This window comes from Ekhidna sp., assembly GCF_040220215.1.
Classification (GTDB): Bacteria; Bacteroidota; Bacteroidia; order Cytophagales; family Cyclobacteriaceae; genus Ekhidna.
This window is the reverse complement of record NZ_JAVJTR010000025.1, coordinates 518,946-543,508: the sequence shown is the minus strand read 5'-3', so window position 1 is coordinate 543,508 and position 24,563 is coordinate 518,946. Positions and strand designations below refer to the sequence as shown.

Here is a 24,563-nt window from a genome sequence, read left to right as displayed (position 1 = left end):
CGTATCTTTATAAAAACACGTATAAATGAAAACTAGAGATAAAAAAACAAAACTTACATTAACCGTAAGAAAGGATATTATCCAACTAGCTAAGAAGAAAGCCAAGCAGCAAGGGGTGTCTGTTTCAAGGCTATTTGAAGATGTATTCAAAGAAAAATTAAAATCTAAAAATAAAAGTAAGGAACAAATTGCTGGAGAAGAGCTTATTGAGTTTTTAGAAAACCAACCCTACACTGAACCGAATGAGCAGAGTGATAAAGAATTAATTGTTGAGCATTTAAAAAAGAAGCATGGTTAATATTTTTCTTGACACCAATGTTGTGGTTGATATTATTACCAAAAGAGCTCCCTATTATGATACTTCAATAAAACTCATTCAATATTCTAATGAAAATGATGTTCAGCTTTATCTTTCTGAGGGCAGTGTATACACATTGATTTATTTGGTTTACGAGTCACTTCCCATAAAAAATCCTGAAAAGGCTCTTTCATTGATAATTTCTAAATGCAATATTCTTTCTTCCGAAAAACAGCTGCTTTTGAGAGCAATTAAGTCCTCATTCAAAGACAAAGAAGATGCTTGCCAATACTACACAGCACTTAATCATGAAGTAGACTACTTTATCACCAGAAATAAAAAGGATTTTGTGCCCCATGTTTCATTAGTACCGGTTTATACCCCAAGTGAATTTTTAGAAATCATTTCATGATAAATCAGAAAGACCTAGCCTTCGATCAAAACCACATTTGGCATCCATATACCTCACTAACGAATCCATTGCCCACCTATCCGGTGGAGTCAGCTTCCGGTGTGAGGTTAAAACTTGCAGACGGCAGAGAGCTGATTGATGGGATGTCCAGTTGGTGGACAGCCATCCATGGATATAATGTTCCTGAACTGAATGCTGCCGCCAATGATCAGCTATCTAAAATGTCTCATGTGATGTTTGGAGGCATCACCCACGAACCGGCTATCAAGCTTTGCCAAAAGCTGGTGGAAATTACGCCGGCAGGATTGGAAAAAGTCTTTCTGGCAGACTCAGGGTCTGTATCTGTTGAGGTAGCAATGAAAATGGCTATCCAATACCAGCATGCAAAAGGGAATACCGGAAAAAGTAAATTCATGACCATCCGAAACGGCTACCATGGAGATACCACAGGGGCCATGTCGGTGTGTGACCCGGAAGGTGGCATGCATCATTTATTTGCCGAATTTCTGCCTAAACACTTTTTTGTAGATCAACCGAAAAAGCGATTTGAGGAAAAGTATGCGGATGAAGAACTGGGCCAACTCGAGCAATTCTTCCGACTCAATAGTGACAAGTGTGCAGCATTCATCCTTGAGCCTATTGTTCAGGGAGCCGGGGGCATGTGGTTTTACTCACCCGACTATCTAAAGAAAATCCGACAGCTCTGCGACGAGCATGACATGCTTTTGATTGCTGATGAAATTGCCACAGGATTTGGACGGACTGGGAAACTTTTTGCATGTGAACATGCTGCCATTACACCTGATATCATGTGTGTGGGTAAGGCATTAACAGGTGGCTACATGACACTGGCAGCTACTTTGACAACTCCGCATGTGGCAGAAACGATTTGCAACGGGGAGGCAGGAGTGTTCATGCATGGACCAACATTTATGGGAAATCCACTTGCCTGTGCCATCGCAAACAAAAGTCTGGAGCTTTTGCTTTCATCCAATTGGCAGGATAGAACCCTGGCTATTGAAAAGCAATTAAAAAGAGAATTACTCCCACTCGGAAATGCCTTAAATGTAAAAGACGTACGTGTACTTGGTGCGATTGGAGTAGTGGAAATGAAGGAGCCGGTGGATGTGCCAAAAGCACTGAAATTCTTTGTGGAAAATGGTGTCTGGATTCGGCCGTTTAGAAATTTGATTTATATCATGCCTCCTTATGTGATAAAGGAAGAGGATTTAAACGTACTAATAAGAGTTATACATCAATTCATAATGAAAATTTCTTAATGATTTAATTCTATTTGATCGTGACACTTTTCTTGGCAATATTTTTCAATCAAACTGATATCCATTTTTTTCAATTCTTCTAAATCAGATAGTTCTCCTTCAATAGCTTCTAGTTCTTTATGAACTTGTTTTGCTTTATTGGGATTATGTTTATCCCAATAGTGTATAGAATTTCGAAAGAAAAGATAAGCCACTTTATATTCATCTAACCTATGAAACAGCTGTCCAATCCAATATGCAATAAAACCTCTATTATTGAATCTGTCTGAATGTTCCTCCACATAACACAAAAGGTATGATCTACAATAACATTGTTTAGCTTTATCTCTATCACCTAGAATAAACAAACACCTCCCTATATTACCATAATAGTGGGCTGATAAAGATGACAATTCAACATTAGAATAGACAATTGCATCAAGTTCGCTTCCTCTTAGAAAATATGTTAGAGCTTCCTTTACCCTATTTTCCTCTTTTGAATCTCTTTTTGCTAGATTCAAAGTATGATCATCTGATTCAACACCAGCTTCTTTACTTATAGATGAGGCTTTTTCACCCCATTCTATCGCTTTTCCAAAGTCGTTTGAGTTCCAATAAAATCTGCACCACATTTTGCATAGAAGTATATAATCTTTCCCTTTCCCCTTAATTTCAGATTCATATTTATCAATAACTTTTCTTGCCAATTCAAAATCAGAAGTCTGACTTAATACATCTGCAAATTGTTCTAATTCATACTTAAAATACGGGGTTTCATTTTTAATGTGTTTTGAAAAATCAATTCTCGAAAATAGGAGCTTAGAAATTCTCACATATTCCTCTACATAACCGGCTGTTAATACTGATTCTTGAATTTCATACATGTAGATTAATGCATTTTCAAAGTCATTTTTATTAATTGCTAACTCCACTTTACTGAGCCAGTTTTCATAAAATGACAACTCTTCATTACCACTAATCCTCTCTTTCAAAAGAATTGTTATCTGATTATAGTAATCAATGATTATTGAAATGAACTTATTCCTCTCACCACTTGGATATTTACTTATTATAAAACTCTTTACTAAAGGGTGAAGCTCAATTTCTTCATGTCCATTTTCCCTTGTTTTTGATTCAATTAGATTTAATAGCTTCAAAGCTTTAAGTGACTTTGAAAATTTGTTCCAACTCATCTCACTCTGCATCATTCTGTAAATCGCACTTGTTTCCTCAGATCTAACCAATTCAGAAATACACCTTAATAATTTTTTTTGATTGTCATTTAATGTTAGCCACAGTTTGTCGATTATTTGATCAGAAAGAATCTTACTAATATTATCCTCGGAAAATTCAGTATGACTTTCAATGTCAGTGATAAATTTTTCTAATTTGTCAATTCCTCTTGTTGCCTGTGCAGCTAATAGGTGTAGCCAAAGAGGATGCCCTTTTGTTAAAAGAAATAAGTCTTTAAATAAATTATCTCTTTTGTGCTTTGATACTGGGATTTTGTACGCTTTCAACAAATCAATAGCACTTTCTCTCTTTAGGCCAATTAACCTCAATTGAAAAAAATTAACTTCAGCTTTTTTAATGAATGGCCTACAAGTAAAAACGAAACGGGATTTATGATTATAATTTAATGACTTGTCAATTAGAACCCTCAAGTCATCATTCGGCATAAAGTTTTCGTAATCTACATACGAGTCAATATTGTCAAATACAAATAAAATTTTCTTTGAAGAAATTGTGTCGAACAAAACATCAATCAGTTCATTGATTTCGATTTCCTTGGAGTCAAAGGAAATCTTCTTCTCCGAAAACCTTTCAATTATCTGAACAATCTTAGTTCTTAGTCTATAATTTTCCTCTTTGAAGTCTCTCCAGTCCCAAATCTGATATTTTCCAATTCGTTGGGACTCCTTTACATATTTAGATGCTAAGGCAGATTTACCTTGTCCACCAAAACCAGTTATGAAAACTACTTTAAACTCTGTTTCAAGTAGAAACTTCAACTCATCCTCTCTTCCTACCCATTTATTGATGTCTGGTGGAGTGTCACAAGAATCTTGCGTTATTCTAGAGATAGTCTCAGGTTTAATTAAACGTTCATTAAAGCTGTCTAAGAGATTTTTAACTTCCTTAACTATACTTATTAATGCTTCATCTTCATTTTGCGCTGATGAAACGAACCCCATATCTCTAGGTGCTCCCTGAAATGGTGACAAAACGCTTGACTCGAAATCACAAGCTCTGATGAATATTGGAATAATTAGGGCTTCATTATTCTGATGTCTCTTGATTGTTTTCTTTATTTCTATTTCATTTATATATTCTGATGCTAGAAAATCAGGACTTATAAGAAACAATATGATATCTGAATTTTCAAGATTTTTGGTTATGGTTTGATTCCATTTTTCCCCAATCAACACACTTCTATCATCCCATATTTTAATAAGTTCTTTTCTAACTAAACCACTGAAATGATTTACTAGCCTCTTCTTAATTTCCTCATCTTTATGAGAATATGAAATGAAAACTTTTTTTGGCATGGATCGATTTATTAATAAATAAATCTAACAGTTAAAATTTTTCTTCCAAAACGGTTTTTAGGTTTTTAAAAAGCCTTCAACAAAATCTCCACCTCCTCCTCCGTATTCATTGGCCCTACGCTTAATCGAAAGGTACCTGTTTGATGTGTACCTAGTGCTTCATGTGCCAGCGGTGCACATTGGAATCCCGCGCTCCCCAGGATTTCATGATCGCTCCACAGGGTTTCTTTCAGTTCACTGATGGAGAGAGAAGCACTTCTGATGGAGACTGCTGCTGTATATCTACCATAGGTCTGGCTACCAATCACCTCAATGCTCTCCATGGATGCAAGTCCGCTCCTTAATTGGGACACCAGCCTCTGTCGATGCGTTATTAGTTGATCCCATCCCTTGCTTTCCATCCATTTTATCCCGGCTGTCAAACCGGCTATGGTCATCATAGGTGCAGAGCCGGCATCACAGTACGTTGGAAAAGCGGATGATGTTTTTGATCCCGGAGTGATTTCACAAGCCGCACTTGGACATGCCATCGGGACTCGTTCGGATATGTATAAACCTCCGATTCCTTGCGTTCCATACGGCCCTTTATGTCCAGCAAAAACAAAAATATCGGGATCCAGATCAGCAATATCTATCGGAATAATACCTGCCGTTTGTGCTCCATCCAACAAGCAGAAAGCATCATATTGTTTGGATAGTCTTACAATATCTTCAAAAGGAAGAATCTCTCCACTCACATTGCTCGCCATGGAAATTGCCACCATGCGTGCTCCTTTCTTGAGTTCGTGTTCAAATAGCTCCAGATCAAACGGACTGTCTTCTCCCCGGGGAATAATCACTCCCTCCACTCCCCGCTCTTGCTGAAGTTTGTAAAACCATCGAGATAGCGCATGATGCTCCATCGTGCTTATAATTAAGCGATCTCCTGGTTGCCAGGCAAAATCACTAAAAGCTGTAGTCAGTGCCTGGGTACAGCTTTGAGTAAACAAAAACCTATCTGGATGTGAGATGCCAAAAAAGTTTGTGACTGTTTGGATTCCTTCTTCAAAAACAGCTAGCCACTGATCCGGAGGAAGTTCATTAAATCGGGCGATTGCTTGGTTTACCGATTCGGGTTTGGGCCAGGTGGTACCTGCATTGTTGAGGTAGATCATGTTAGCAAGTTTGAATCAAAAATCCGGGCTTTTCAAACGCCTCTATCTAAATCATACTCTGGAAATTGTGTAAATTCAGCATATTTAACCAAACCCATTCCGTCCATGCTTAAACTAAAATTGGTTTCAATCACCTGTATGCAAACCGATGAAACCGACAAAGATGAGATTTACCTAAAGGTGCACGACAAAAAAATCTGGCCAATAAAGCAAAAGTTTTATCCCATTGATACTGATGAAGAAGCCAGCATCGGACTCAGCTTCAATGTAACGCCCGGAAAAAGTACTATCGACCTATGGGAATACGACTTTATTGGAAGCAATGAAATCTTAGGGTCATTCATTTTTAAAATCGATCAGCCGGGCAGCTACTCGGAAATGATGAGCAACCTGAAAGGTGAGGCTTCTTACATCTTGAATTATGAAATAAGCTGATACCAAATGAAAAGAACCTTTCCCATTCTCCTTGAAATAGGGGCCCACTGTTACACTGAGTCATCCTGAGGCTCTCGAAGGATCGAAGTGTAATTGTATAACCAATGTCGTCTTCGACAGGCTCAGACTGACAATTTCAATCCAATCATGAAACGCATCCCTGCCTGCCAAAGGCAGGCTCACCACGCTCTCAAAAATGGCCTTAATATTTTCTGGAAATTTTCAAAAGAAATAGATCATCAAATGCCAATTATCAACTTTAAAAATCCTGTTTTCCATTGTCTAATTTTCGTGCTCTTCCTGTCTGTTTACTCCTGCAATAACACTGAAAATAAGTCAGAGGCTGAAAATCAGGACATCACCATTTCCGATCTCCCCGATCCTTTGGAAGCCGGATGGAATGGCGCATCCGTTTGTGAGGTTTTCGAAGAGAATGATGAGGTAAGAGTATTGAAGTGTACCTTCCCACCAGGTGTCGGCCATGAAAGACATTACCATGATCCACACATCGGATACACGATAGCTGGAGGCAGGTTCCGAATCACCGATTCCACGGGTACACGTGAGGTAGAGGTGCCCACAGGCAGCAAATTCTCCAAGGACAAAGTGAGTGTGCATGAGGTTCTGAACATAGGTGAAACAACCGCCGAATTTTTAATTATTGAAATGAAACAATGAAACGAATCACTGCCTGCGGCAGGCAGGCTCACCACCCTCTCACAAAAATGGCCGGAATACCTGCATGAATCACTACAAAAAAATAGAGCAGCAGACCCTAAACCTGCTATTTCTAATTAATCTTTAATCTCAATAATCCTCCCGGGCGTCCATGGAGCCTGATTTGCATCCAGCTCCGCATTGATGGCCGGCACGTCTTCATTCATAATCTGCTTCAAACTTGCAATCACAGGATCCAGGTATTTTTCAGCTATCTGCTTTACCTGCTTTGACGTACCGGTAGGATCGGAGAAACTGGAAGTGCCCGTGTAGATCGCCGTGTTTACTCGGTTACTTAATGAAGGAGCCTGGTCAATTTCCAACTGCTCCTTGATCGAATCTCCAAACATCGCAATTTGAATCTTCTCAAGCTTTTCTTCCAGCATATCCAGCTTTTCGTTCAAAGAAGCACTCTTCACAACTCGTGCAGCAGCCTGATAATACTTCAATGCCTCCTGTAATTGATTATATGTACTTCTCGCTCCATTGGCTGATTTAGATAACTTCATTAGCTGCTGGTGAAAGGCCAACATGGCAGCCGGATCAGAAATGGGAACCGTTTGATTATCCAGCGTTTTCACTTCAAAGGAAACCGGCTCCACCAGCTTTGTTACCTCTCCATTGATGCTTTTTGCCAACTCCACAGTATAAGTTCCAGGAAGTACCATAATGCCAGAAGAAAGGTTTTTCGTTGGATCCGCTAAGTTCGTTTTTACTTCATCTATCGCAGGATATTTCAAATCCCAGTGCACCCGGTTAATTCCATCTGATGCGCTGCTTCTTATTTCGTTTACGAATTCCCCATTCGCATCTTTTATAGTAAAAATTAAGAAGGGCTTTTCCTCGTCTTTCTCAGCCTGAAGTTGTTCATAGCTTGGATAATAAACGGTCTGTCCGTCTTTCCTTTTCTCGCCTTCCTCTTTTTCTCGTTTATCTTCAAGAGTTTCATATTTTTCTTTTAGATAGTAGGTAAATGCAGCCCCAAACGGAGGATTTTCACCGAGGTAATAAGTTTCTCCCTGAAATCCCTTTGGTCCTAACCAGGAGATGGTTTTACTCGCTGCAATAGGACTGTATGGCTCATACTGCAATGCTTCAGAAACAGAAAAAATATGTGCTTCTTTTTCCAGCAACTCATTCGACAATTCGCGCAGGGCTGAATAGTCATCCATGATATAAAAGCCTCTCCCAAAAGTCCCCAGCACCAAATCTTTTTCTCTCTCCTGAATATTAATATCACGAACCGCAATAGTTGGCAACCCTTTCGATAACTCTTTCCAGTATTTCCCCCCATCCAGGGTAGCGTAACAACCAAATTCAGTACCCACAAAAAGCAAGTTGGGCGCTTCCGGATCTTCTTCAATGGCATAAACCGATCCCCTTTCCGGAAGGTTGGCATTTATGGATGCCCAGCTGCTCCCCAGATTGGTACTCTTCAATAGGTAAGGCTTAAAATCTCCTCGTTTGTGATTATTGAAAGCTACATAAACGGTGTTCTTATCGTGTGCTGAAGCAATGATTTCATTGACATACGTCATATCAGGAACTCCCGGAAATGAGCTGTACTTCGTCCAGTTTTCACCCCCATCTGATGAGATGTGCACCAAGCCATCGTCTGTCCCTGCAAAAAGCAGGTTTTCATCCAATGATGACTCAGCGATCGCAACAATGTTCCCAAATGGTGTCGTGGATACGTTTTTAGCCACAGCATCCATTGGCCATACTTTGCCCATGACCTCCAATTTGTTTCGGTCCATTTGTCTGGTCAGGTCACCACTGACTTCTCTCCAGCTTTGACCTCTGTCATCACTTCGATGAACCCGATCTGATGCATAGTACAATCGTTTGTTATCGTGGTTGCTGATCAGCAAGGGAGCGTCCCAGTTCCAGTTGTAAGAGTAATCCCCATCCGGTGGCTGAGGCACAATGTTCTGGGTCTGTCCGGTCTTCCGGTCAAAACGCGACAGGTTGCCGTATTGCGACTGACTGTAAATAATATCCGGATTTTTAGGATCCACATGTGGCTCAAAACCATCACCTAATGTCGTCACAAACCAGTTTCGGTTGGTTATACCTGTGGTCTCCGTTGTTTGAGAAGGGCCTCCTATTGTAAAGTTGTCTTGCGTACCACCGTACACATAGTAAAACGGGTAATCTGTACTTACGCCTAGCTTATAAAACTGTGTCACCGGTAGGTTGGGGAAGAATCGCCAGGTTTTTCCTCGGTCCCAGGATTCATAAACACCACCATCATTTCCATTGAGCAGGTAATTATTGTTATTAGGGTCAATCCATAGCGCATGATTGTCGATGTGCTTATTTTTCTCACCCACATTCTCAAAGGTTTTTCCACCGTCTTCAGAAACACCGGCAAACGTGTTCATCACATACACAAGATCCACATCTACGGGATCAGCGATGACTTCCTGGTAGTAGTTCCCACTGCTAGAATAGTCACTGCGTCGCTCCCATGATTCCCCAAGATCCGTGGATCGATAAAATCCTCCTTTATCTTCTTGTGCCTCTACTACTGCATAGATCACATCCGGATTGGCAGGTGAGATGTCCAGTCCTATTCTACCTAAATCACCCCCGGGTAACCCCTTTGTGATCTTTCTAAAGTTCTTTCCTCCATCTGTCGATTTATAGACCGACGATTCTGGCCCACCACTGATGTAGGTGAAGACATGGCGTCTTCGTTGGTGTGCCACGGCATAAATGACGTTAGAGTTTCTGGGATCGAGATGTACCTCATGAATTCCGGTATGCTCGCTAATATCCAGAATCTTCTCCCAGTTTTCACCCCCATCGGTGGTCTTATACAGTCCCCGATCACCCCCTGCACTCCATACGGGTCCGGTGGCAGCCACATAGACTACATTAGAATTGGTTGGATCAATGGCAATCATTCCGATGTGCTCTGAATTTTTCAAGCCCTTATGCTCCCAGCTTTTTCCGCCATCCACGCTTTTGTATATGCCATCCCCATAGGAGACACTTCGCTGATTGTTGTTTTCACCGGTTCCAACCCATACCACATTGTGGTTATTTGGATCCATCTCTACCACGCCAATGGAGTAAGAGCCCTGGTCGTCAAAGATTGGGTCAAAGCTGAGTCCCCGGTTGGTTGTTTTCCATACTCCGCCTGCCGCAGTGCCCACATAAAATTCACTCGGATTGTCAGGGTTGACAGCAAAATCGGCTATTCGTCCGGAGGTAAAAGCCGGACCGATGGAACGGAAGGATAAACTGTTCCAAGCCACATCATAAACAGGAGGTTTCTTTTCTTGTTCTTTTTTCTGAGCGTGGACAGTGATGCCAGAAAAGGTTAGAATGAATAACAAGGCAGGGTAAAAAATTGATTTTCGTAACATAGGATATTTAGGTTAATCGGATAAAGAAAGGTAAGGAAAAACGGAGAAATTGATAGACGCGATTACACGAATGGCAATCACGAACGTCTTTTCTGATGGTAGTGATAACCGAGTTCATGGAATCTCATTAAATTAGGTCACTAACCGAAAAGAGATTCCGGTATTTCTGCACAACGCTGAAGAAACCTGTCTACCGCAGGCAGGCCGGAATGACGCACCGCCTATGAAACGCATCTTATCCACCCTCTCTCAGAAATGGCCAGAATACCTCCTGGAAATCCTAGTGATTACCATTGGTATTCTTGGTGCATTTGCATTGAATAATTGGAATGAGGATCGGAAAAGTCAACAGGAAGCGCAAGAACTCTACCAACAACTTCTACTTGACTATGAATCAAACTTAAAACAGCTAAATCAAAAGATTGAACTCCATCGAGCCTGCGTAAATTCTGGTTTTTTTGTCCTAAATGCCATGGATAAGCAACAAGCTAATCTGGATACGTTGTTAATACATATTTCGGTTCAGAGTATAGACGTCACATTCGACCCAATCAAAAATGATTTGAGCAACTCCGGCAAAATCAATTTGATATCGGATCAAGAACTTAACAGGCTAGTGTCCAACTGGAGCTCTGACCTTGCAGCATTAAGAGAAATGGAGTTGATGTGGCAAGGAAGAGTGTATGGTCAATTTCTAAGCTTACTTATGGAAATGGGGATTGAGCGTGATGTTCAAAGTAAATTCTGGGAAATTGAAAATATTCACACAGATTGGCTACTTGATCGAGAGGTTGTAGAGTTCCAACCAATGAAAAAATCCAGGACCCCTCCCAACGTCCATGAAATACTCGAGAACAAGCAACTTGAAAGTATAGTATCTCATGGAGTGGTGATGAATCAAGGGGCGATAGAACAAAGTTTGGCATTGAAAACGCGAATAGAGCGAACAATCTCTCTACTTAAAGAGAAAATAGAATCTTGAAACGCATCTTATCCACCCTCTCACAAAAGTGGCCTGAATATCTGCTCGAGATACTCATGATTGTCATAGGTATTAGAACGATTAGAAAATTAATAGCATGAAATTTGAAAAAATAGCCAACTCCATTGGGACAATAGGTTTAATCATTTCCCTGGTATTTCTCGGGTATGAGACCCATGTGAACACGCAGACCGTACGAGCAACATCCAATGATGTGATTAACAATACCAACATCGAGTTCATTCGGATGCTCGCAGAAAACGAAGAGCTTGGGAAGCTGTTTGAGGAAGCTTCGGAATCCTGGAATGAGCTAGACGAGACTGGCAAACGTACTTCCAACTACCTTTTTATTCAGTACTTCCGACAAAATGAAAACATGTTTTACCAGAACAGGATTGGTGTTTTTGATGATGACTTGTGGTTAAGCCATAAAGTCATCGTAACATCCTACTTTCATAAAAATGGTGTCCAGGAGTGGTGGGCAGTTCGAAGAGGTGCTTTCTCTGAGGATTTCAGAAATTTTCTGGAGGCATCCGATAAAAGTGCTGGCTTAAAAACAATTAAAGATCTGTAATTAATTTTATTTAATGTCTATGAAACGCATCCCTGCCTGCGGCAGGCAGGCTCACCACCGATAATATGAAAAGAATAATAAATACTCTCTCCCAAAAATGGCCTGAATACCTCTTAGAAATTCTGGTTATCACCATCGGTATTTTGGGGGCTTTTGCATTGAATAATTGGAATGAGAATAGAAAGACAAGAAAACAAGAAATAGAACTACTGACCAATCTTAGAAGCGACTTTGAAACACGCGTTGATGAGATAAAAACCATTCAGGAAGTAAGGTCAAACATCCTGCAAGTCATTGATACCCTCTATCTGAGAATTGAAAATAAAGAGTACGAGAATCGAGATAGCGAACTGGATAGTCTATTGAGCTACCTCTATATTTCATATCGTTTCAATAATGAATTTAGTAGTCTGGATATGCTCTTTAGTTCCGGAGGAATCGTTAATCTTTCGAATAGTGACCTCAAAGAAACTTTGATAAAATGGCCATGGCTGGTGGCCGAAATGCTGGAAGAGCAAGATCGCATTGAAAACCAAATGTCACTTACAACAGAAGTTCTTTCCGAGTACGTCCTGGCCAATAACCTCTACAAAAACTGGGCTTTCAGTAAAATTCATGGAAATCTATCTTCTGATTACTTTCCAAGTAATTATAAAGGACTTTTTACCGATCGGCGCTTCCTTGATGTGCTGGCACATCGAAAAGCGAACCTAGCTTTTAATGTAAGGGATGGAAAAGCAATCATTGAGCTGGGAAATAAGATTATCAAAACGATTGAACAAGAAATTTCAAATCAATGAAACGAATATTCCAAACCCTCTCCCAAAAATGGCCTGAATATCTCTTAGAAATTCTGGTGATAACCATTGGAATCCTGGGAGCTTTTACGCTAAACAACTGGAATGAAAATAGAAAGCAGAAAGCTGACGAACAAAGAATGCTATATGAAATTCTGGATAATTTAAAAGAAGACAGATCCCAACTATTAAATGCAGAAACGCAGTTAAGCAATTCAGTAAAAAGCATTTCTTACATGAGGAGTGGCGACTTACAAAACATGAATGAAGATACACTCTCCAAACATCTTGCACTTTTCATCAACTTCTACAAGTACTACCCAATTGATAATGCATATGAAACATTAAAAACCTCAAGCATTTCAATATCTAACAATGAGTTGAAAAACGATATTTCCAAGTATTATGAGTATACCCAAAATCGAACTCAATCGGGATTGTTGGATGTCGAAAGTCAATTTAATGTTCATTTAATTCCCTTCGTTCGGACTTACATTAAAAACTTCGAATGGCTCACAAAAGCCCAACCTAAAGAAAGAAGTGATGAATTCTTTACCGCACTTCAAACAGAGCTTATTGGCGCCAAGGACAACAATACACAAACCCTTGCCGCACTCAGGAGGTTTCTTGAGAATAATCGTGAGTTGCAAGAAAAAATAGAAACAGAGCTGAATCAATGAAACGAATCTTCATCACACTAAAGGAAAAATGGCCAGAGTATCTTCTCGAAATTCTGGTGATTACGATTGGTATTCTCGGCGCTTTTGCGTTGAACAATTGGAATGAGAACCGGAAAGAAGCACAACTTGAACGGCAATTCCTTGAACGACTCAGTGATGACCTGACCAAGGATATCGAGGAAATAGATGTTTCATTGAAATCGGTGATAGCCAGAAAGGAATGTACGGAGTTTTTGATGAAGGTTGTAGAAAATCCAATGTTGTTGGAAGAAAACCCACATTACTTCATCACTTCCATAGAATATGCCGGGTACACCAATAAGCCCAGTATATCCGATCACACATTCGAGGAAATAAAATCAAGCGGACGATTGTCTGCTATCTCCAACATTGAGATTCGAAATGCACTTGCTGTCTATTATGACGAAATCGAAAACCGTAAACAGTATGATTTCATCAGTCAGGACATACAGCTACAGTATTTAAACAAAAGGTATGGAATTCTTTCTCCGGAGCAACAAATCGCAGTTGGTAGTTTCTCATTTGAAACAGATTTCACCCTGGAAGACGCGCTACCAGTTTATGATCGTATGATTGGGAACAAAGCTTTCGTTGCATGGCTCCCGGCAATCGCTCAATCTCAAACGCGAAGTATTCAGGTCTTCAGAGCTTTACATAAAAGAGCATCGGAGTTGAAGTCTCAGGTAGATGAGGAATTAGACAAATAGTAATTTCCTGATTATCTTAAGCTAACCAACCTAACCGCCGATGAAATACCTGCTTGCTTGCTGCTTGTTGTTTACGCTCATGCTTTCTGCTTATTCCCAGAAGGAAATCGAATTTAAACGACATTCCTATTCGGAGTTTCTTCAGATGATTCAGCAGGAAAAGGATACACTTTTTGAGTATTCGGATGCGATCATTGAATTTAATCCGAAAACCGATCAACGATTTAAGATCTTTTATAAATCCAAAGATTCGGTATGGACAAAGCAGCCGGTTGATACGATCCGGATCGATAAGTATGTGATGCTTGAAAATGTACATTTCGACCATACCTTGACAATGGACAGCCTGAACGGAGAACTCGTCAATGCTTTAGGCGGGGTTTGGTACAAATGCCGGTTTGACGGCATGATGGATATTCAACAATCTGTCTCCCTTCGTATCTACAATTCGGCCATTAATAACCATTTCAGGGTAATTACAAGGGACTTTAAGATGCCTGAGCCATTAAGGCTGGAACTGACAGAACCACGATTGGAATTTCGAAACAATAGGGTGGGAAAAGATTTCAATGTTTTTTCCGGATGGGTGGAAAAGGATAATAGAAGCAGGGTCAATGTCGAATCTAACGAAATTCATATTGAAGATCATAAAGGGAATTATGCTTTTAGTATTTGGGTGGAAAACTGCTTTCGGATCTCTATCACTGACAATACGGTATGGAGTATTGCCCCTAATGACGTTTCAATTCAAAGTGCGCAATGGGCTAGCATTCAGAACAACCGCTTTTTAAGTTATGTGATGGTTGATCTGAGCGAATTTTATGGGCTGGAAAGGATTCAGTTTACCCGTAATTCATTCGACAATTTCATGCGGTTCAATCTGACCCTTGACATTCCGCCATCTGCATTTATAGATTGGAGTCAATTGAAGGGACGGATGATTTCTACGAATGGTTTTGGTCCATACATAAATGCTCTGGAGGCGAAAGATCAGGCCTATGTACAGGCTAACATATACAAAAAGGTCTTTTTGCAACAATATTATGATTCGGTCCGCATTGTAAATGCTGATGCATTTTTAGGCGAGATGTCCATCAGGGGAAGGTTGCGTGAGCACTTCAAAGCCAAATACGATACAGAACAGGCCAATGCAGTTTTCATTGATCTCAAAGATCTTGAAACGAAGAGACTGGCCTATCTCTATGGACAAAACCCCACTTTCAAAACGTATTTCAAATGGAAGATCAATCAGTTCCTAAAGCTCTTTGTAGACTATGGAACCGAGCCAGCAAAAGCCATCGTCTTTGCCGTTTACGTCATAGCCTTCTTTGCGCTCATCTACCTCTTCTTCCCCAACTCATGGGATAGTCATGGCCGCACACGCATCATGGATAGGTATCGGTTTTTCCTGAAATACCTGAACCGAAACGAAGGAGCTAGTGAGGTGTATCAGGAAGAAAAAGAAAAAGAGCTCATGCCTTTTCATGAATTCAGAGAAGTCTTGGAAAGAGAAGGCAAAACAGCGCCTAAGTTTTTCTATGCCACCGCTTTGCCGCTGTACAAATGGTCAGTTTCCGGCTCACGGCTCTCAGGGTGGTTTTTATCCAAAATTGATGTGCTCAATGGCAAGTGGAGTGAAGTGCCTGAAAAAGGAAGATTCTTTAAATCTGTATTAGTCATCGGAGCTTTCATCATTGCCCTGCTCTACGACCTCTTCATCAAAGTCCTCAATGCCGTAATGCTCTCCATTAATACCTTCACTACATTAGGTTTTGGAGAGATCCCGATCAAGGGACTGCCCAGGTATCTGGCGATTATTCAAGGGTTTATCGGGTGGTTTATGCTGACAATTTTTAGTGTGAGTTTGATTAGTCAGTTGCTTAATTAGTCTGAAACGCTGATGACCGGATTAGGGGATAAACGCGGATTTTAACCCTATCTGAATCGGTGTAATCCCATAATCTGCCAAATCTGTGGTTCAGACATGGTATTGCCCTTTTCCCCATTTTCCGGTAATTTCAAGACACTAACCTGATCACTATGAGAGTTACCGCCTTGCTCGCATTGCTGTCACTGGGACTTGTGTGCCATGCCCAGGACGAAGAATATCGCATTATCCCATCCCTGACCGACTGGATTGAGGAAATTAACAACTGGCCCGATTCGATTTATCAAGTTGAAAACATCAAGGTCATTATTGATGGCGAGAAAGACTCACTGATAGCTGAAAATTATTTGGTATCCCATGATACGGTTGAAGCAATAGCTGCAACAGTTTATAAACCTTTAGAAATCAACGGGTTGAAAATTGATAATGCCTCTGGTAGTCATAATGGGAGTTATCTAACAGGCAACTATAGACTAAAGAACATTAGATTTAAAAAGAGGTTCAGGATTCAGAATTACCAAAGTCTTGTCCTGCACGCCTACAATCTGGTTTTTGAGAAACGTGTTGGTATTCAGAATCAGAAAAGGTCCTCTTATTTCAATTTCATTTCCTGCCACTTCAAATCCTGGGTTGGCTTCTTTGACATACAGGATGAAATATATGTGACAATTAAGGACTCTAAGATCAACGAACATATTCAATTTACCCGAACCCCTAGTTTGCCTGGATTGATTGTGGAAAATAGTGATATATATCGGGCCGGCTTGGGCTGGAGTAAGTTCTCTCAGTTGCACATAAGAGATTCCAGGCTATCCGAAATATCTCTGCAAAACTCACTGTTTGATGCGTCCGTTCATTTGGTAAGGAATCAGATAGATTCGATAGAAGTTTCTGGTGCTCAATTTCCATCAAATAATACCTACATACCCTTTGATCAGGTGAGCGGAAAACTGTTTGTTCTCCCTATTTCGATGGCAAATCCGAACAGAAAAAAATATTTCGCAACGGACAGCATGGATTTTGCGCTTAGCGAAGTATATGACAACTTAATCGCTTCCTATAAACTCTTACTGAGTGGTTATCAGGACCGAGGAGATCGTCAGAGCTATGGCGCTTGCTTTGTAGAAATGAAGAATCTTGAAACCCGGCACCTTGCCCATCAATATGAAAACAATCCAACTTTCAAAGGCTTTTTCACCTGGAAGATCAATCAGTTTCTGAAGGTCTTTTCTGCTTATGGAACAGAGCCTGCCAGAGCGATCATTTTTTCTTTCTATGTTATCATCTTCTTCGCATTCATCTACCTCTTCTTCCCCAACTCCTGGGACGCCCATGGCCGAACCCGCATCATGGACCGGTATCGTTTCTTCCTGAAATACCTAAATCGAAACGAAGGAGCCAGTGAGGTCTATCAAGAGGAAAAGCAAAAAGAATTACTTCCCTTTCATGAGTTTAGAGATTACCTGGAGCAGCAAGGTAAGACCGCTCCGAAATTCTTCTATGCCACAGCTCTTCCGCTTTACAAATGGTCGGTCTCAGGATCACAACTCTCAGAGTGGTTTCTCTCTAAGATTGATGTCCTCAACGGTAAATGGAGCGAGTTGCCGGAGAAAGGTAGGTTCTTTAAATCAGCACTGGTCATAGGCGCATTTATCATCGCCCTGATCTACGATCTCTTCATAAAAGTTCTAAATGCGGTCATGCTCTCCATAAACACCTTCACTACACTCGGTTTTGGTGAGATTCCGATTAAGGGACTGCCTAGATATCTAGCAATTATTCAAGGGTTTATCGGGTGGTTTATGTTGACGATTTTTAGTGTGAGTTTGATTAGTCAGTTGCTTAATTAGTCTGAAACACTGATGACACGGATTTGACGATAAACGCTGATTTTAACCTCATCTGAATCCGCGCAATCCCATAATCTGCATAATCCGTGGTTCAGACATCAATTGCCCTTTTCCCTATTTTCTGGTAAATTCAAGACACTAACCTGATCACCATGCGCCATTCCGTCCATCTTCTTGTATTCTTCATATTTAGCTTCTCGGCTTACTGTCAGGATGGGGATGAAATCACATACGCCACCTATTCCTATCATGAACTTTTCGAAATGATCCAAGGTGAAACAGACTCGGTTTTTCGATTAGAGAATGCGCTTATAAAAGTAAATAAAAAGACTGATCGTGATTTTGCCATGATAAGCGTGGTTGGTCGAAAGGAGGAGCCGATACGAGAAGATACGCTGATTATCGATATTCCCATTGTGTTGGATAATGTTCACTTTGAAAATCAGGTTTTTCGCCAACAGGGTGATACCATATTTGGTGTGATAAATCGGATCTGGTTTAAAAGAAAAGTAGAATTGTTAAATATGGCAGCCATTCAAATCGATGGTTGTCGTTTTGAAGACTTGTTCAAGATTCGAATGGGTGGTTTTAGTTGCCAGAATGTTCCAGAAATTGAAAAGAAACACAAGATTAGAGATTACATCCGCCTCAACAATTCCTCATTTCGGAATGGCACCAACTTCTTCGTGAATTGCAATTTTCAGGACGGAGACCTGGAAACTAACGTATATATTTTTGGAAATGATTTCTACCCCAATAATAAAACTAATATCGGCTTAGAACTGAATACTTATGAGTTCGGTAAGTTGTATCTAATACAAAATACATTTCATTCAAATTCTTTCGTTGAAATTAAAACCACAGGAGCGTCTCTCATGCTCTTCAAGAATAATTTCAATGAGTCTGTTGTATTAATCCTCGATTCAAGCGACAGAGGCATACCAGATATCAGGCAAAATGTATTTAAGAATACGGTTTTTCTACACCCACCTAAAAGTGCTGATGCAGAACTAAACCTATCTCAATTTCAAGGAAAAATGCTTCCAGCTATGGCTTGGTTGTTTTATCTCAATGATACGCATGAAGATATGCACCGCGATGATGAAGTTTATGTGAAGCTGATGATGGACTCTACAAAGTTGGCCGGATTCCTGGATCATTATCTTTTTGAAAATGAAAACTATTATATCGATCAGGCAAGAGATCTGGGAAGATTCTACAGCTATTTTAAGGGCAATCACAACACCCAAGATGCTAACAAGATATTTATTGAATTAAAAGATTTGGAGACTCGGAAATTGGCACTTCTGTACGAACAAAACCCAAATTTCGACACGTTCTTCCAGTGGAAGATCAATCAATTCTTGAAAGTCTTTTCAGATTATGGCACTAAGCCATCTAAAGCCATCGTCTTTGCAGTTTATGTCATTGCTTTCTTCGCCGCGATTTACCTGTTCTTCCCTAACTCCTGGGATGCTCACGGGCGTACTCGTATTATGGATCGGTATCGATTTTTCCTGAAATATCTGAATCGAAACGAAGGAGCCAGTGAGGTGTATCAGGAAGAAAAAGAAAAAGAATTACTTCCCTTTCATGAGTTTAGAGATTACCTGGAGCAGCAAGGCAAGACCGCTCCGAGGTTCTTCTATGCAACAGCTCTTCCGCTATATAAATGGTCTGTTTCAGGCTCTCGACTTTCGGGTTGGTTTCTGTCCAAGATCGATGTGCTCAACGGTAAGTGGAGCGAAGTACCGGAGAAAGGTCGGTTCTTTAAATCAGCACTGGTTATCGGCGCATTTATCATCGCCCTGATCTACGACCTCTTCATCAAAGTCCTCAATGCCGTCATGCTCTCCATCAACACCTTCACCACGCTTGGTTTCGGAGAGATCCCGATCAAGGGTTTACCAAGGTATCTGGCGATTGTTCAGGGGTTTATTGGGTGGTTTATGCTGACGATTTTCAGTGTGAGTTTAATCAGTCAGCTGCTCAACTAGTCTGAAACAATGATGACACGGATTAGCGGATATCCGCTGATTTCAACCCTATCTGAATCCGTGTAATCCCATAATCTGCCAAATCTGTGGTTCAGACATGGTATTGCCCTTCTCCCTATTTTCAGGTAATTTCAAGACACTAACCTGATCACATGAGAATAACCGCCTTGCTTGCATTGCTGTCACTGGGACTTGTATGCCACGCCCAGGACGAAGAATATCGCGTTATCCCGTCCCTGACCGACTGGATTGAGGAGATTCAGAATACACCAGACAGTATCTACCGAGCGAACTACATCGAAATCCGTATAGATTTTGAAAAGGATGCTGAACTGATTTCCTATAAAGAGAATCAAAATGCATCTGATAGAGGAGGTAAAGATCGCGCGGATTTGCTGACAATTGATAAGCACCTGGTGCTCAATCGAATTCGCTTCAGGTCTCATGATAATCCCTCTTTTTCGAATGGGACACTTTTAAGAAATCTTCGGTTTTCCAAATCTCTGATAATCTATAATCTGGAGAACCACCGGTTTGGATTTGATAATTGTGTTTTTGATGAGTTGCTTCAGATTCGAGTCATTGAAACACGGTTTTTTTTCGTTTTCGTGGAGTGTACTTTTAATTCTTTTGTGAACATCAATAACCCAAGAGCACCGACTCCTTTCATATTCGATGAATGCATTTCAAGGGGTACCATTCAAATTTCTTCAGATTCTGAAAATCCTTCGCTGTTTTTTATCAAAAGCCGAATGAAATTCGTTGTGCTGGGAGAAACCTCCGTTTTCAAGCAAATTTCCATTGACAGCACGGAATTCGAAGTAGGTTTATCATTGGCCAAAATGACCATTTCTAATTCCTTTTTTATGCAGGGAGTTTCTCTGAAGTACCTGGACGTAACCAACACCCAATTCCCAAATGAAAGCACATATATCCCGTTCGATTCATTGAAAAATAAGCTTTGCTTAGAATTAGCCAGTGCATATTCCTCAGACGGTGACAGTTTAAGGTTTACGCCGATTAAAGGGGAGAGCAATGAGGAGTTGAAGAATTTTTCATGGATGGACCAGCTGACGGGTTCCTATACCAAGCTCCTTAATATTTATAAATCCCGAGGTGAAATGCGCTCGTACAATGCTGCTTATATCGAAATGCGGGATAAACAGACCGCACAGTCCAAACTTATTTATGCGGATAATCCGAATTTCCAGAATTACTTCGACTGGCAAATCAATCGCTTCACTCGGGCATTCAGTGATTATGGCACCCGGCCGGCCAAGGCCATTTTCATCTTCTTTCAGGTGGTGCTGGCATTCAGTGTTTTCTATTTCTTTTTCCCGAGTACCTGGAACGCAACCGACAACCGCAAGCTCATGAAGCGACTTAGGTACCTGGGCAGCTACTTTACGTCCAGAGACGGCCTGGCAGATTTATTTGAAAAAGAAACCAAGGACGAATTCAAGGATTACGAGGAGTTTCATGCGTTCATCAGCAGCAGTGAAAAACGTCTGCCGGTTTACTTTCAGTGGTTGAGTAAACCCCTGTATCAGTTCTCGGTTTCCCGCTTCAATTTTACGCGTGGCGTGCTTCGAAGGACAGAAATTTTAAACGGTGAATGGGCAGAGCTGCCTGCAGGAAAGAAAGCACTGACGAGTTTCGTCATAGGTCTTTACCTCATGTTTTATTTGGTATGGATCTTTCTGGTCAGATGCCTCAATGCCATCACGCTGAGTTTGAATGCCTTTTCCACCCTGGGATTCGGTGAAATTCCTACCAGAGGGTTGGCCAGGTACGTAGCGATTGTTCAGGGATTTGTCGGGTGGTTTCTGCTCAGTATTTTCTTGGTGAGTTTAATTGGACAAATATTGAATTGATCAAAAATTTACGATATTGAAATTAAAACTAACCCATCATGAAACTTACACGCTTAATTATTCTTGCGCTTGTCTGCGCGTGTTCTGGCAAATCAGAGCAATCCAATGACCTGACTCTCAATGACACCATACAAACAGCCAGCGGGCTTCAGTACTATTACCTGAAAAAAGGGGATGGTCGTGAAGTTGAAAAAGGTGCTAAGCTGGACACCAAATTAAGCCTCATGGTAGACGACAGTGTGGTCTGGACGTCCTATTCAGACGAAGACTCATTGTTCTCGTTCATCATCGGAGTAGATGGTGTGATCAAAGGATTTGAGGAAATGGCCTACATAATGCGCGAAGGTGATAATGTAGTAGCCATTCTGCCCGACTCACTGGCCTACGGAGATGAAGGTGCCGGTGATGTGATACCCCCGAATGCCACGCTGGTATATGACCGATACGAATTAGTGAGCGTTTCCGAGCCTAAGAAAATGTTGAGTGATACCCTCTATCCCATTTTTGAAAATGGCACAGCTGAGGACATGATTGAGGGCTATCGAAATATGGTAAACTCAGGGTTGAGTGAACAATATCATATGAGCTCCAAAAGAAGTCTTTATCAGTTGATTACTGCAAGTGAGCGATATAAAGAACTGGAGCAAATCGCTATTGCTTTTGAAGAAATGGCCACATCTAAGGGTGAAAAGCAGGGAGACTGGTACAATCAGTTGGTGGCTATCCTCCAACAAGGTGATACTGCCAGAGCCATCTCACGTGTGAAGGAGGTTATAAACATGGATCCTGAGGAGGAGTATTGGAAAACCATGCTTGAAGGTCTGGAAAACCCTTCTAAATGAAACGCATATTCATTAAGCTGAAATAAAATGGTCTCACAATTCCCCTCCTTGGAGGGGATTAAGGGGTGGGTAATTAATCCCAAGAAAGTCATTGCCAACCATCATGCGAAAAATAATCCCATATAACCCTCGACTAGTTCCTCTAGCTAAAAAACTCAGAATGGACATGACTTTTTCTGAGGTATTACTTTGGAATGTACTGAAGCAGAAGCAATTAGGCTTTCGATTTAGTCGTCAAATTCCAATTGACGAATATATTGTGGATTTTTATTGTAAAGATTTAATGCTGGCAATTGAAATCGATGGAGAAAGTCATTATCACGATGATCAGCCGGCAAAGGATTTGGTACGCCAGAAAAGACTTGAGTCTATAGGTGTTAATTTTTTACGATTTGACGATATTGACATTAAAAGAAATATAAACTGGGTTTTGGAACAGATTATTTATTGGATAGCTGATAACAAACCCACCCCTAACCCCTCCAGGGAGGGGAATTAATTACTCCTGATGAAACGCATCCTAACCACCCTCGCTCAGAAATGGCCGGAATACCTCCTCGAAATCCTGGTTATCACCATTGGTATTCTTGGTGCTTTTGCCTTGAATAATTGAAATGAAAACAGAAAAGACAGATCAAGAGAGGCGAATATTCTTAATCGACTTTATAATGAAATATTAAACGACAGTTTGGATCTGGTCAGGAAGATTCAGTTAAACGACGGGCACGCAGCTCGAGCCGAATACCTACTTGATAATTTGGATAACCCAACACCAAATATGGACTCTGTAATCAGCTGCGTTTTCTTCAATGGTAGATTCTTATGGTTCGAAAGTAACTCACCTACTTACGATGAAGTGGTTTCTTCCGGGCAGCTAGGGATTATCCAAAGTGATTCTCTCAAAAATAGTATGAGTGCTTACTGTGGAAGACTTGAAGGGTTAAAAAACTTCCTTTTTTATGAAAGTCGGGAAATAAAGGCCAAATACAATGAGCATAAAAATCAATATTTTGATGCTTCCATAATGACTGAATATTGGAAGGTAAGAAGCGATTGGGTTTCGGCAGATTCTTTATCCGGTTATCATATAGACTGGGAGGGATTTCGGTCGGATCCTGAGACATCAGTCCACCTTAGAAATTCAAAAGGAGTGAATAAGGAATTGGCGCACTTATACCAAAATAGTTATATGTTTTACCTAAAGAATCTCCTTACTGCACTAAGGAATGAGTTAGACATGAAATGAAAAGAATACTAACCACCCTCTCCCAAAAATGGCCATCCAAAGTAATGTCATTCCTGATGGAGCGTAGTGGAATTCAGGAATCTCATTAAATTAGATCACTAACCAAAAGTGAGATTCCGATATTTCTTCGTAAAACTTCGAAAACCGGAATGACGCACTGCCCATGAAACGCATATTCACCACCCTAAAAGAAAAATGGCCAGAATACCTCCTCGAGATATTGGTGATTACCATCGGTATTCTTGGAGCTTTTGCCTTGAATAATTGGAATGAAACGCGTAAGGAAAATGAATACAAAATTGGACTTCTGACTGAACTTAAAACCTCTATACAAACAGGTGTCTCACATACCAATTGGATCATTAATCAAACTGAAAATAGAATCAATGATGTAGGTTTTTTATTGGAAATGATTGAAAAAGACAAGCGAATGGATGACTCTACAACCTACCGTCTTGCCAATGCTTTTGGATGGTTAAAAGTGATTCTTTTTCGCAATGCCTATGAGAACACCAAAACCTATGGATTGCATAACCTGAATAATCCAGAATTGCAGGAGAAACTAACATTTGTGTACGAAATACAGGTGGAGCTACTGGCTACTTTTGAGAATAGGCAGCATGCTTTTCACAATGAACATGTCGTACCTTTTTTAATTGAACATTTTGAATCCTCCGAGGAGATATCAGAGGAGGGGAGTCGTTTGATTCCAAGAGATTTTGAACAGTTAAAACGAACACCTGAAGTTGTGCACTTTCTAAAAACAAACCAAGGTAACAGAAGACATGAACTTTCATATTTTAAGGCCATGAATCGGTCGTTGAAACACCTTGAAGAATTATTGATACAAGAAATTGACCAATGAAACGCATCCCTGCCTGCGGCAGGCAGGCTCACCACTGATAAT

General features: G+C 40.6%; 21 protein-coding genes. 18 read left to right on the top strand and 3 right to left on the bottom strand.

Annotation, left to right across the window (positions count from 1 at the left end; genetic code table 11):
• Positions 1-25: 25 nt before the first annotated feature.
• From RIC88_RS18885 to bioA, 3 genes are read left to right on the top strand one after another with little or no spacing between them, the layout of a single operon-like run.
• Positions 26-298: a DUF6364 family protein gene (locus RIC88_RS18885; RefSeq protein ID WP_350219131.1), complete on the top strand. Its 273-nt coding sequence runs from the start codon at positions 26-28 to the stop codon at positions 296-298.
• A complete protein-coding gene (locus tag RIC88_RS18880) occupies positions 291-710 on the top strand; it encodes a type II toxin-antitoxin system VapC family toxin (RefSeq protein WP_350219130.1) in 420 nt (139 codons plus the stop codon). Before RIC88_RS18885 ends, RIC88_RS18880 begins: the two co-directional genes overlap by 8 nt.
• On the top strand, positions 707-1,990 hold the full coding sequence (gene bioA, locus RIC88_RS18875) for an adenosylmethionine--8-amino-7-oxononanoate transaminase (RefSeq protein ID WP_350219129.1): 1,284 nt from the start codon (positions 707-709) through the stop codon (positions 1,988-1,990). Before RIC88_RS18880 ends, bioA begins: the two co-directional genes overlap by 4 nt.
• On the opposite strand, the gene RIC88_RS18870 is transcribed toward bioA, so the two are convergent.
• Both RIC88_RS18870 and RIC88_RS18865 read right to left on the bottom strand, forming a co-directional pair.
• Positions 1,987-4,518 carry a TIR domain-containing protein gene (locus RIC88_RS18870; RefSeq protein ID WP_350219128.1) on the bottom strand — a complete coding sequence of 844 codons (2,532 nt, stop codon included), beginning with the start codon at positions 4,516-4,518 and terminating at the stop codon, positions 1,987-1,989. The genes bioA and RIC88_RS18870 overlap by 4 nt on opposite strands.
• Before the next feature lie 65 nt (positions 4,519-4,583).
• The gene (locus RIC88_RS18865; RefSeq protein WP_350219127.1) at positions 4,584-5,672 is read right to left on the bottom strand and encodes an aminotransferase class V-fold PLP-dependent enzyme; all 1,089 of its coding nucleotides are present in this window, start codon (positions 5,670-5,672) and stop codon (positions 4,584-4,586) included.
• A gap of 105 nt (positions 5,673-5,777) precedes the next feature.
• Here RIC88_RS18865 and RIC88_RS18860 point away from each other — a divergent pair, with 105 nt between their 5' ends.
• Together RIC88_RS18860 and RIC88_RS18855 are read left to right on the top strand one after the other, a co-directional pair.
• Positions 5,778-6,107, top strand: a complete 330-nt coding sequence (locus RIC88_RS18860) for a hypothetical protein (RefSeq protein ID WP_350219126.1) — start codon at positions 5,778-5,780, stop codon at positions 6,105-6,107.
• Positions 6,108-6,254: 147 nt separating this feature from the next.
• On the top strand, positions 6,255-6,785 hold the full coding sequence (locus tag RIC88_RS18855; RefSeq protein ID WP_350219125.1) for a cupin domain-containing protein: 531 nt from the start codon (positions 6,255-6,257) through the stop codon (positions 6,783-6,785).
• 116 nt (positions 6,786-6,901) lie between these two features.
• On the opposite strand, the gene RIC88_RS18850 is transcribed toward RIC88_RS18855, so the two are convergent.
• A complete protein-coding gene (locus RIC88_RS18850) occupies positions 6,902-10,198 on the bottom strand; it encodes a WD40/YVTN/BNR-like repeat-containing protein (protein ID WP_350219124.1) in 3,297 nt (1,098 codons plus the stop codon).
• 223 nt (positions 10,199-10,421) lie between these two features.
• On the opposite strand from RIC88_RS18850, the gene RIC88_RS18845 reads away from it, so the two are divergent.
• The 13 genes from RIC88_RS18845 to RIC88_RS18785 all read left to right on the top strand — a co-directional run bounded on the left by RIC88_RS18845 (position 10,422) and on the right by RIC88_RS18785 (position 24,521).
• Complete coding sequence (locus tag RIC88_RS18845; RefSeq protein ID WP_350219123.1) at positions 10,422-11,180, top strand: DUF6090 family protein; 759 nt, start codon at positions 10,422-10,424, stop codon at positions 11,178-11,180.
• A gap of 97 nt (positions 11,181-11,277) precedes the next feature.
• Positions 11,278-11,754 (top strand): hypothetical protein, encoded by a 477-nt coding sequence (locus RIC88_RS18840; protein WP_350219122.1) that lies wholly within the window; start codon positions 11,278-11,280, stop codon positions 11,752-11,754.
• Between the two features lie 65 nt (positions 11,755-11,819).
• Positions 11,820-12,554, top strand: coding sequence for a DUF6090 family protein (locus RIC88_RS18835; protein WP_350219121.1), 735 nt, complete (start codon positions 11,820-11,822; stop codon positions 12,552-12,554).
• The gene (locus RIC88_RS18830; protein WP_350219120.1) at positions 12,551-13,231 is read left to right on the top strand and encodes a hypothetical protein; all 681 of its coding nucleotides are present in this window, start codon (positions 12,551-12,553) and stop codon (positions 13,229-13,231) included. The genes RIC88_RS18835 and RIC88_RS18830 overlap by 4 nt, the downstream gene beginning before the upstream one ends.
• On the top strand, positions 13,228-13,959 hold the full coding sequence (locus RIC88_RS18825; RefSeq protein WP_350219119.1) for a DUF6090 family protein: 732 nt from the start codon (positions 13,228-13,230) through the stop codon (positions 13,957-13,959). Before RIC88_RS18830 ends, RIC88_RS18825 begins: the two co-directional genes overlap by 4 nt.
• Positions 13,960-13,999: 40 nt before the next feature.
• Positions 14,000-15,847 carry a potassium channel family protein gene (locus RIC88_RS18820; RefSeq protein ID WP_350219118.1) on the top strand — a complete coding sequence of 616 codons (1,848 nt, stop codon included), beginning with the start codon at positions 14,000-14,002 and terminating at the stop codon, positions 15,845-15,847.
• A 152-nt stretch (positions 15,848-15,999) separates the two neighbouring features.
• Positions 16,000-17,697, top strand: coding sequence for an ion channel (locus RIC88_RS18815; RefSeq protein ID WP_350219117.1), 1,698 nt, complete (start codon positions 16,000-16,002; stop codon positions 17,695-17,697).
• Positions 17,698-17,849: 152 nt separating this feature from the next.
• Positions 17,850-19,694, top strand: a complete 1,845-nt coding sequence (locus RIC88_RS18810) for an ion channel (RefSeq protein WP_350219116.1) — start codon at positions 17,850-17,852, stop codon at positions 19,692-19,694.
• 152 nt (positions 19,695-19,846) lie between these two features.
• Entirely contained in the window at positions 19,847-21,568 is a 1,722-nt protein-coding gene (locus RIC88_RS18805) for a hypothetical protein (RefSeq protein ID WP_350219115.1), read from the top strand.
• Positions 21,569-21,606: 38 nt separating this feature from the next.
• Positions 21,607-22,410, top strand: a complete 804-nt coding sequence (locus RIC88_RS18800) for an FKBP-type peptidyl-prolyl cis-trans isomerase (RefSeq protein WP_350219114.1) — start codon at positions 21,607-21,609, stop codon at positions 22,408-22,410.
• Between the two features lie 103 nt (positions 22,411-22,513).
• Entirely contained in the window at positions 22,514-22,909 is a 396-nt protein-coding gene (locus RIC88_RS18795; protein ID WP_350219113.1) for an endonuclease domain-containing protein, read from the top strand.
• 279 nt (positions 22,910-23,188) lie between these two features.
• On the top strand, positions 23,189-23,656 hold the full coding sequence (locus RIC88_RS18790) for a hypothetical protein (protein WP_350219112.1): 468 nt from the start codon (positions 23,189-23,191) through the stop codon (positions 23,654-23,656).
• Between the two features lie 163 nt (positions 23,657-23,819).
• Positions 23,820-24,521, top strand: coding sequence for a DUF6090 family protein (locus RIC88_RS18785; protein ID WP_350219111.1), 702 nt, complete (start codon positions 23,820-23,822; stop codon positions 24,519-24,521).
• Positions 24,522-24,563 lie beyond the last annotated feature (42 nt).

Coding starts and splice junctions, on each gene's coding strand:
- RIC88_RS18785 (WP_350219111.1), top strand. CDS start 23,820: ATGAAACGCATATTCACCACCCTAAAAGAAAAATGGCCAGAATACCTC.
- RIC88_RS18860 (WP_350219126.1), top strand. CDS start 5,778: ATGCTTAAACTAAAATTGGTTTCAATCACCTGTATGCAAACCGATGAA.
- RIC88_RS18845 (WP_350219123.1), top strand. CDS start 10,422: ATGAAACGCATCTTATCCACCCTCTCTCAGAAATGGCCAGAATACCTC.
- RIC88_RS18815 (WP_350219117.1), top strand. CDS start 16,000: ATGAGAGTTACCGCCTTGCTCGCATTGCTGTCACTGGGACTTGTGTGC.
- RIC88_RS18825 (WP_350219119.1), top strand. CDS start 13,228: ATGAAACGAATCTTCATCACACTAAAGGAAAAATGGCCAGAGTATCTT.
- RIC88_RS18790 (WP_350219112.1), top strand. CDS start 23,189: ATGGACTCTGTAATCAGCTGCGTTTTCTTCAATGGTAGATTCTTATGG.
- RIC88_RS18800 (WP_350219114.1), top strand. CDS start 21,607: ATGAAACTTACACGCTTAATTATTCTTGCGCTTGTCTGCGCGTGTTCT.
- RIC88_RS18805 (WP_350219115.1), top strand. CDS start 19,847: ATGAGAATAACCGCCTTGCTTGCATTGCTGTCACTGGGACTTGTATGC.
- RIC88_RS18840 (WP_350219122.1), top strand. CDS start 11,278: ATGAAATTTGAAAAAATAGCCAACTCCATTGGGACAATAGGTTTAATC.
- RIC88_RS18795 (WP_350219113.1), top strand. CDS start 22,514: ATGCGAAAAATAATCCCATATAACCCTCGACTAGTTCCTCTAGCTAAA.
- RIC88_RS18870 (WP_350219128.1), bottom strand. CDS start 4,518: ATGCCAAAAAAAGTTTTCATTTCATATTCTCATAAAGATGAGGAAATT.
- RIC88_RS18850 (WP_350219124.1), bottom strand. CDS start 10,198: ATGTTACGAAAATCAATTTTTTACCCTGCCTTGTTATTCATTCTAACC.
- RIC88_RS18810 (WP_350219116.1), top strand. CDS start 17,850: ATGCGCCATTCCGTCCATCTTCTTGTATTCTTCATATTTAGCTTCTCG.
- bioA (WP_350219129.1), top strand. CDS start 707: ATGATAAATCAGAAAGACCTAGCCTTCGATCAAAACCACATTTGGCAT.
- RIC88_RS18880 (WP_350219130.1), top strand. CDS start 291: ATGGTTAATATTTTTCTTGACACCAATGTTGTGGTTGATATTATTACC.
- RIC88_RS18830 (WP_350219120.1), top strand. CDS start 12,551: ATGAAACGAATATTCCAAACCCTCTCCCAAAAATGGCCTGAATATCTC.
- RIC88_RS18820 (WP_350219118.1), top strand. CDS start 14,000: ATGAAATACCTGCTTGCTTGCTGCTTGTTGTTTACGCTCATGCTTTCT.
- RIC88_RS18865 (WP_350219127.1), bottom strand. CDS start 5,672: ATGATCTACCTCAACAATGCAGGTACCACCTGGCCCAAACCCGAATCG.
- RIC88_RS18835 (WP_350219121.1), top strand. CDS start 11,820: ATGAAAAGAATAATAAATACTCTCTCCCAAAAATGGCCTGAATACCTC.
- RIC88_RS18855 (WP_350219125.1), top strand. CDS start 6,255: ATGAAACGCATCCCTGCCTGCCAAAGGCAGGCTCACCACGCTCTCAAA.
- RIC88_RS18885 (WP_350219131.1), top strand. CDS start 26: ATGAAAACTAGAGATAAAAAAACAAAACTTACATTAACCGTAAGAAAG.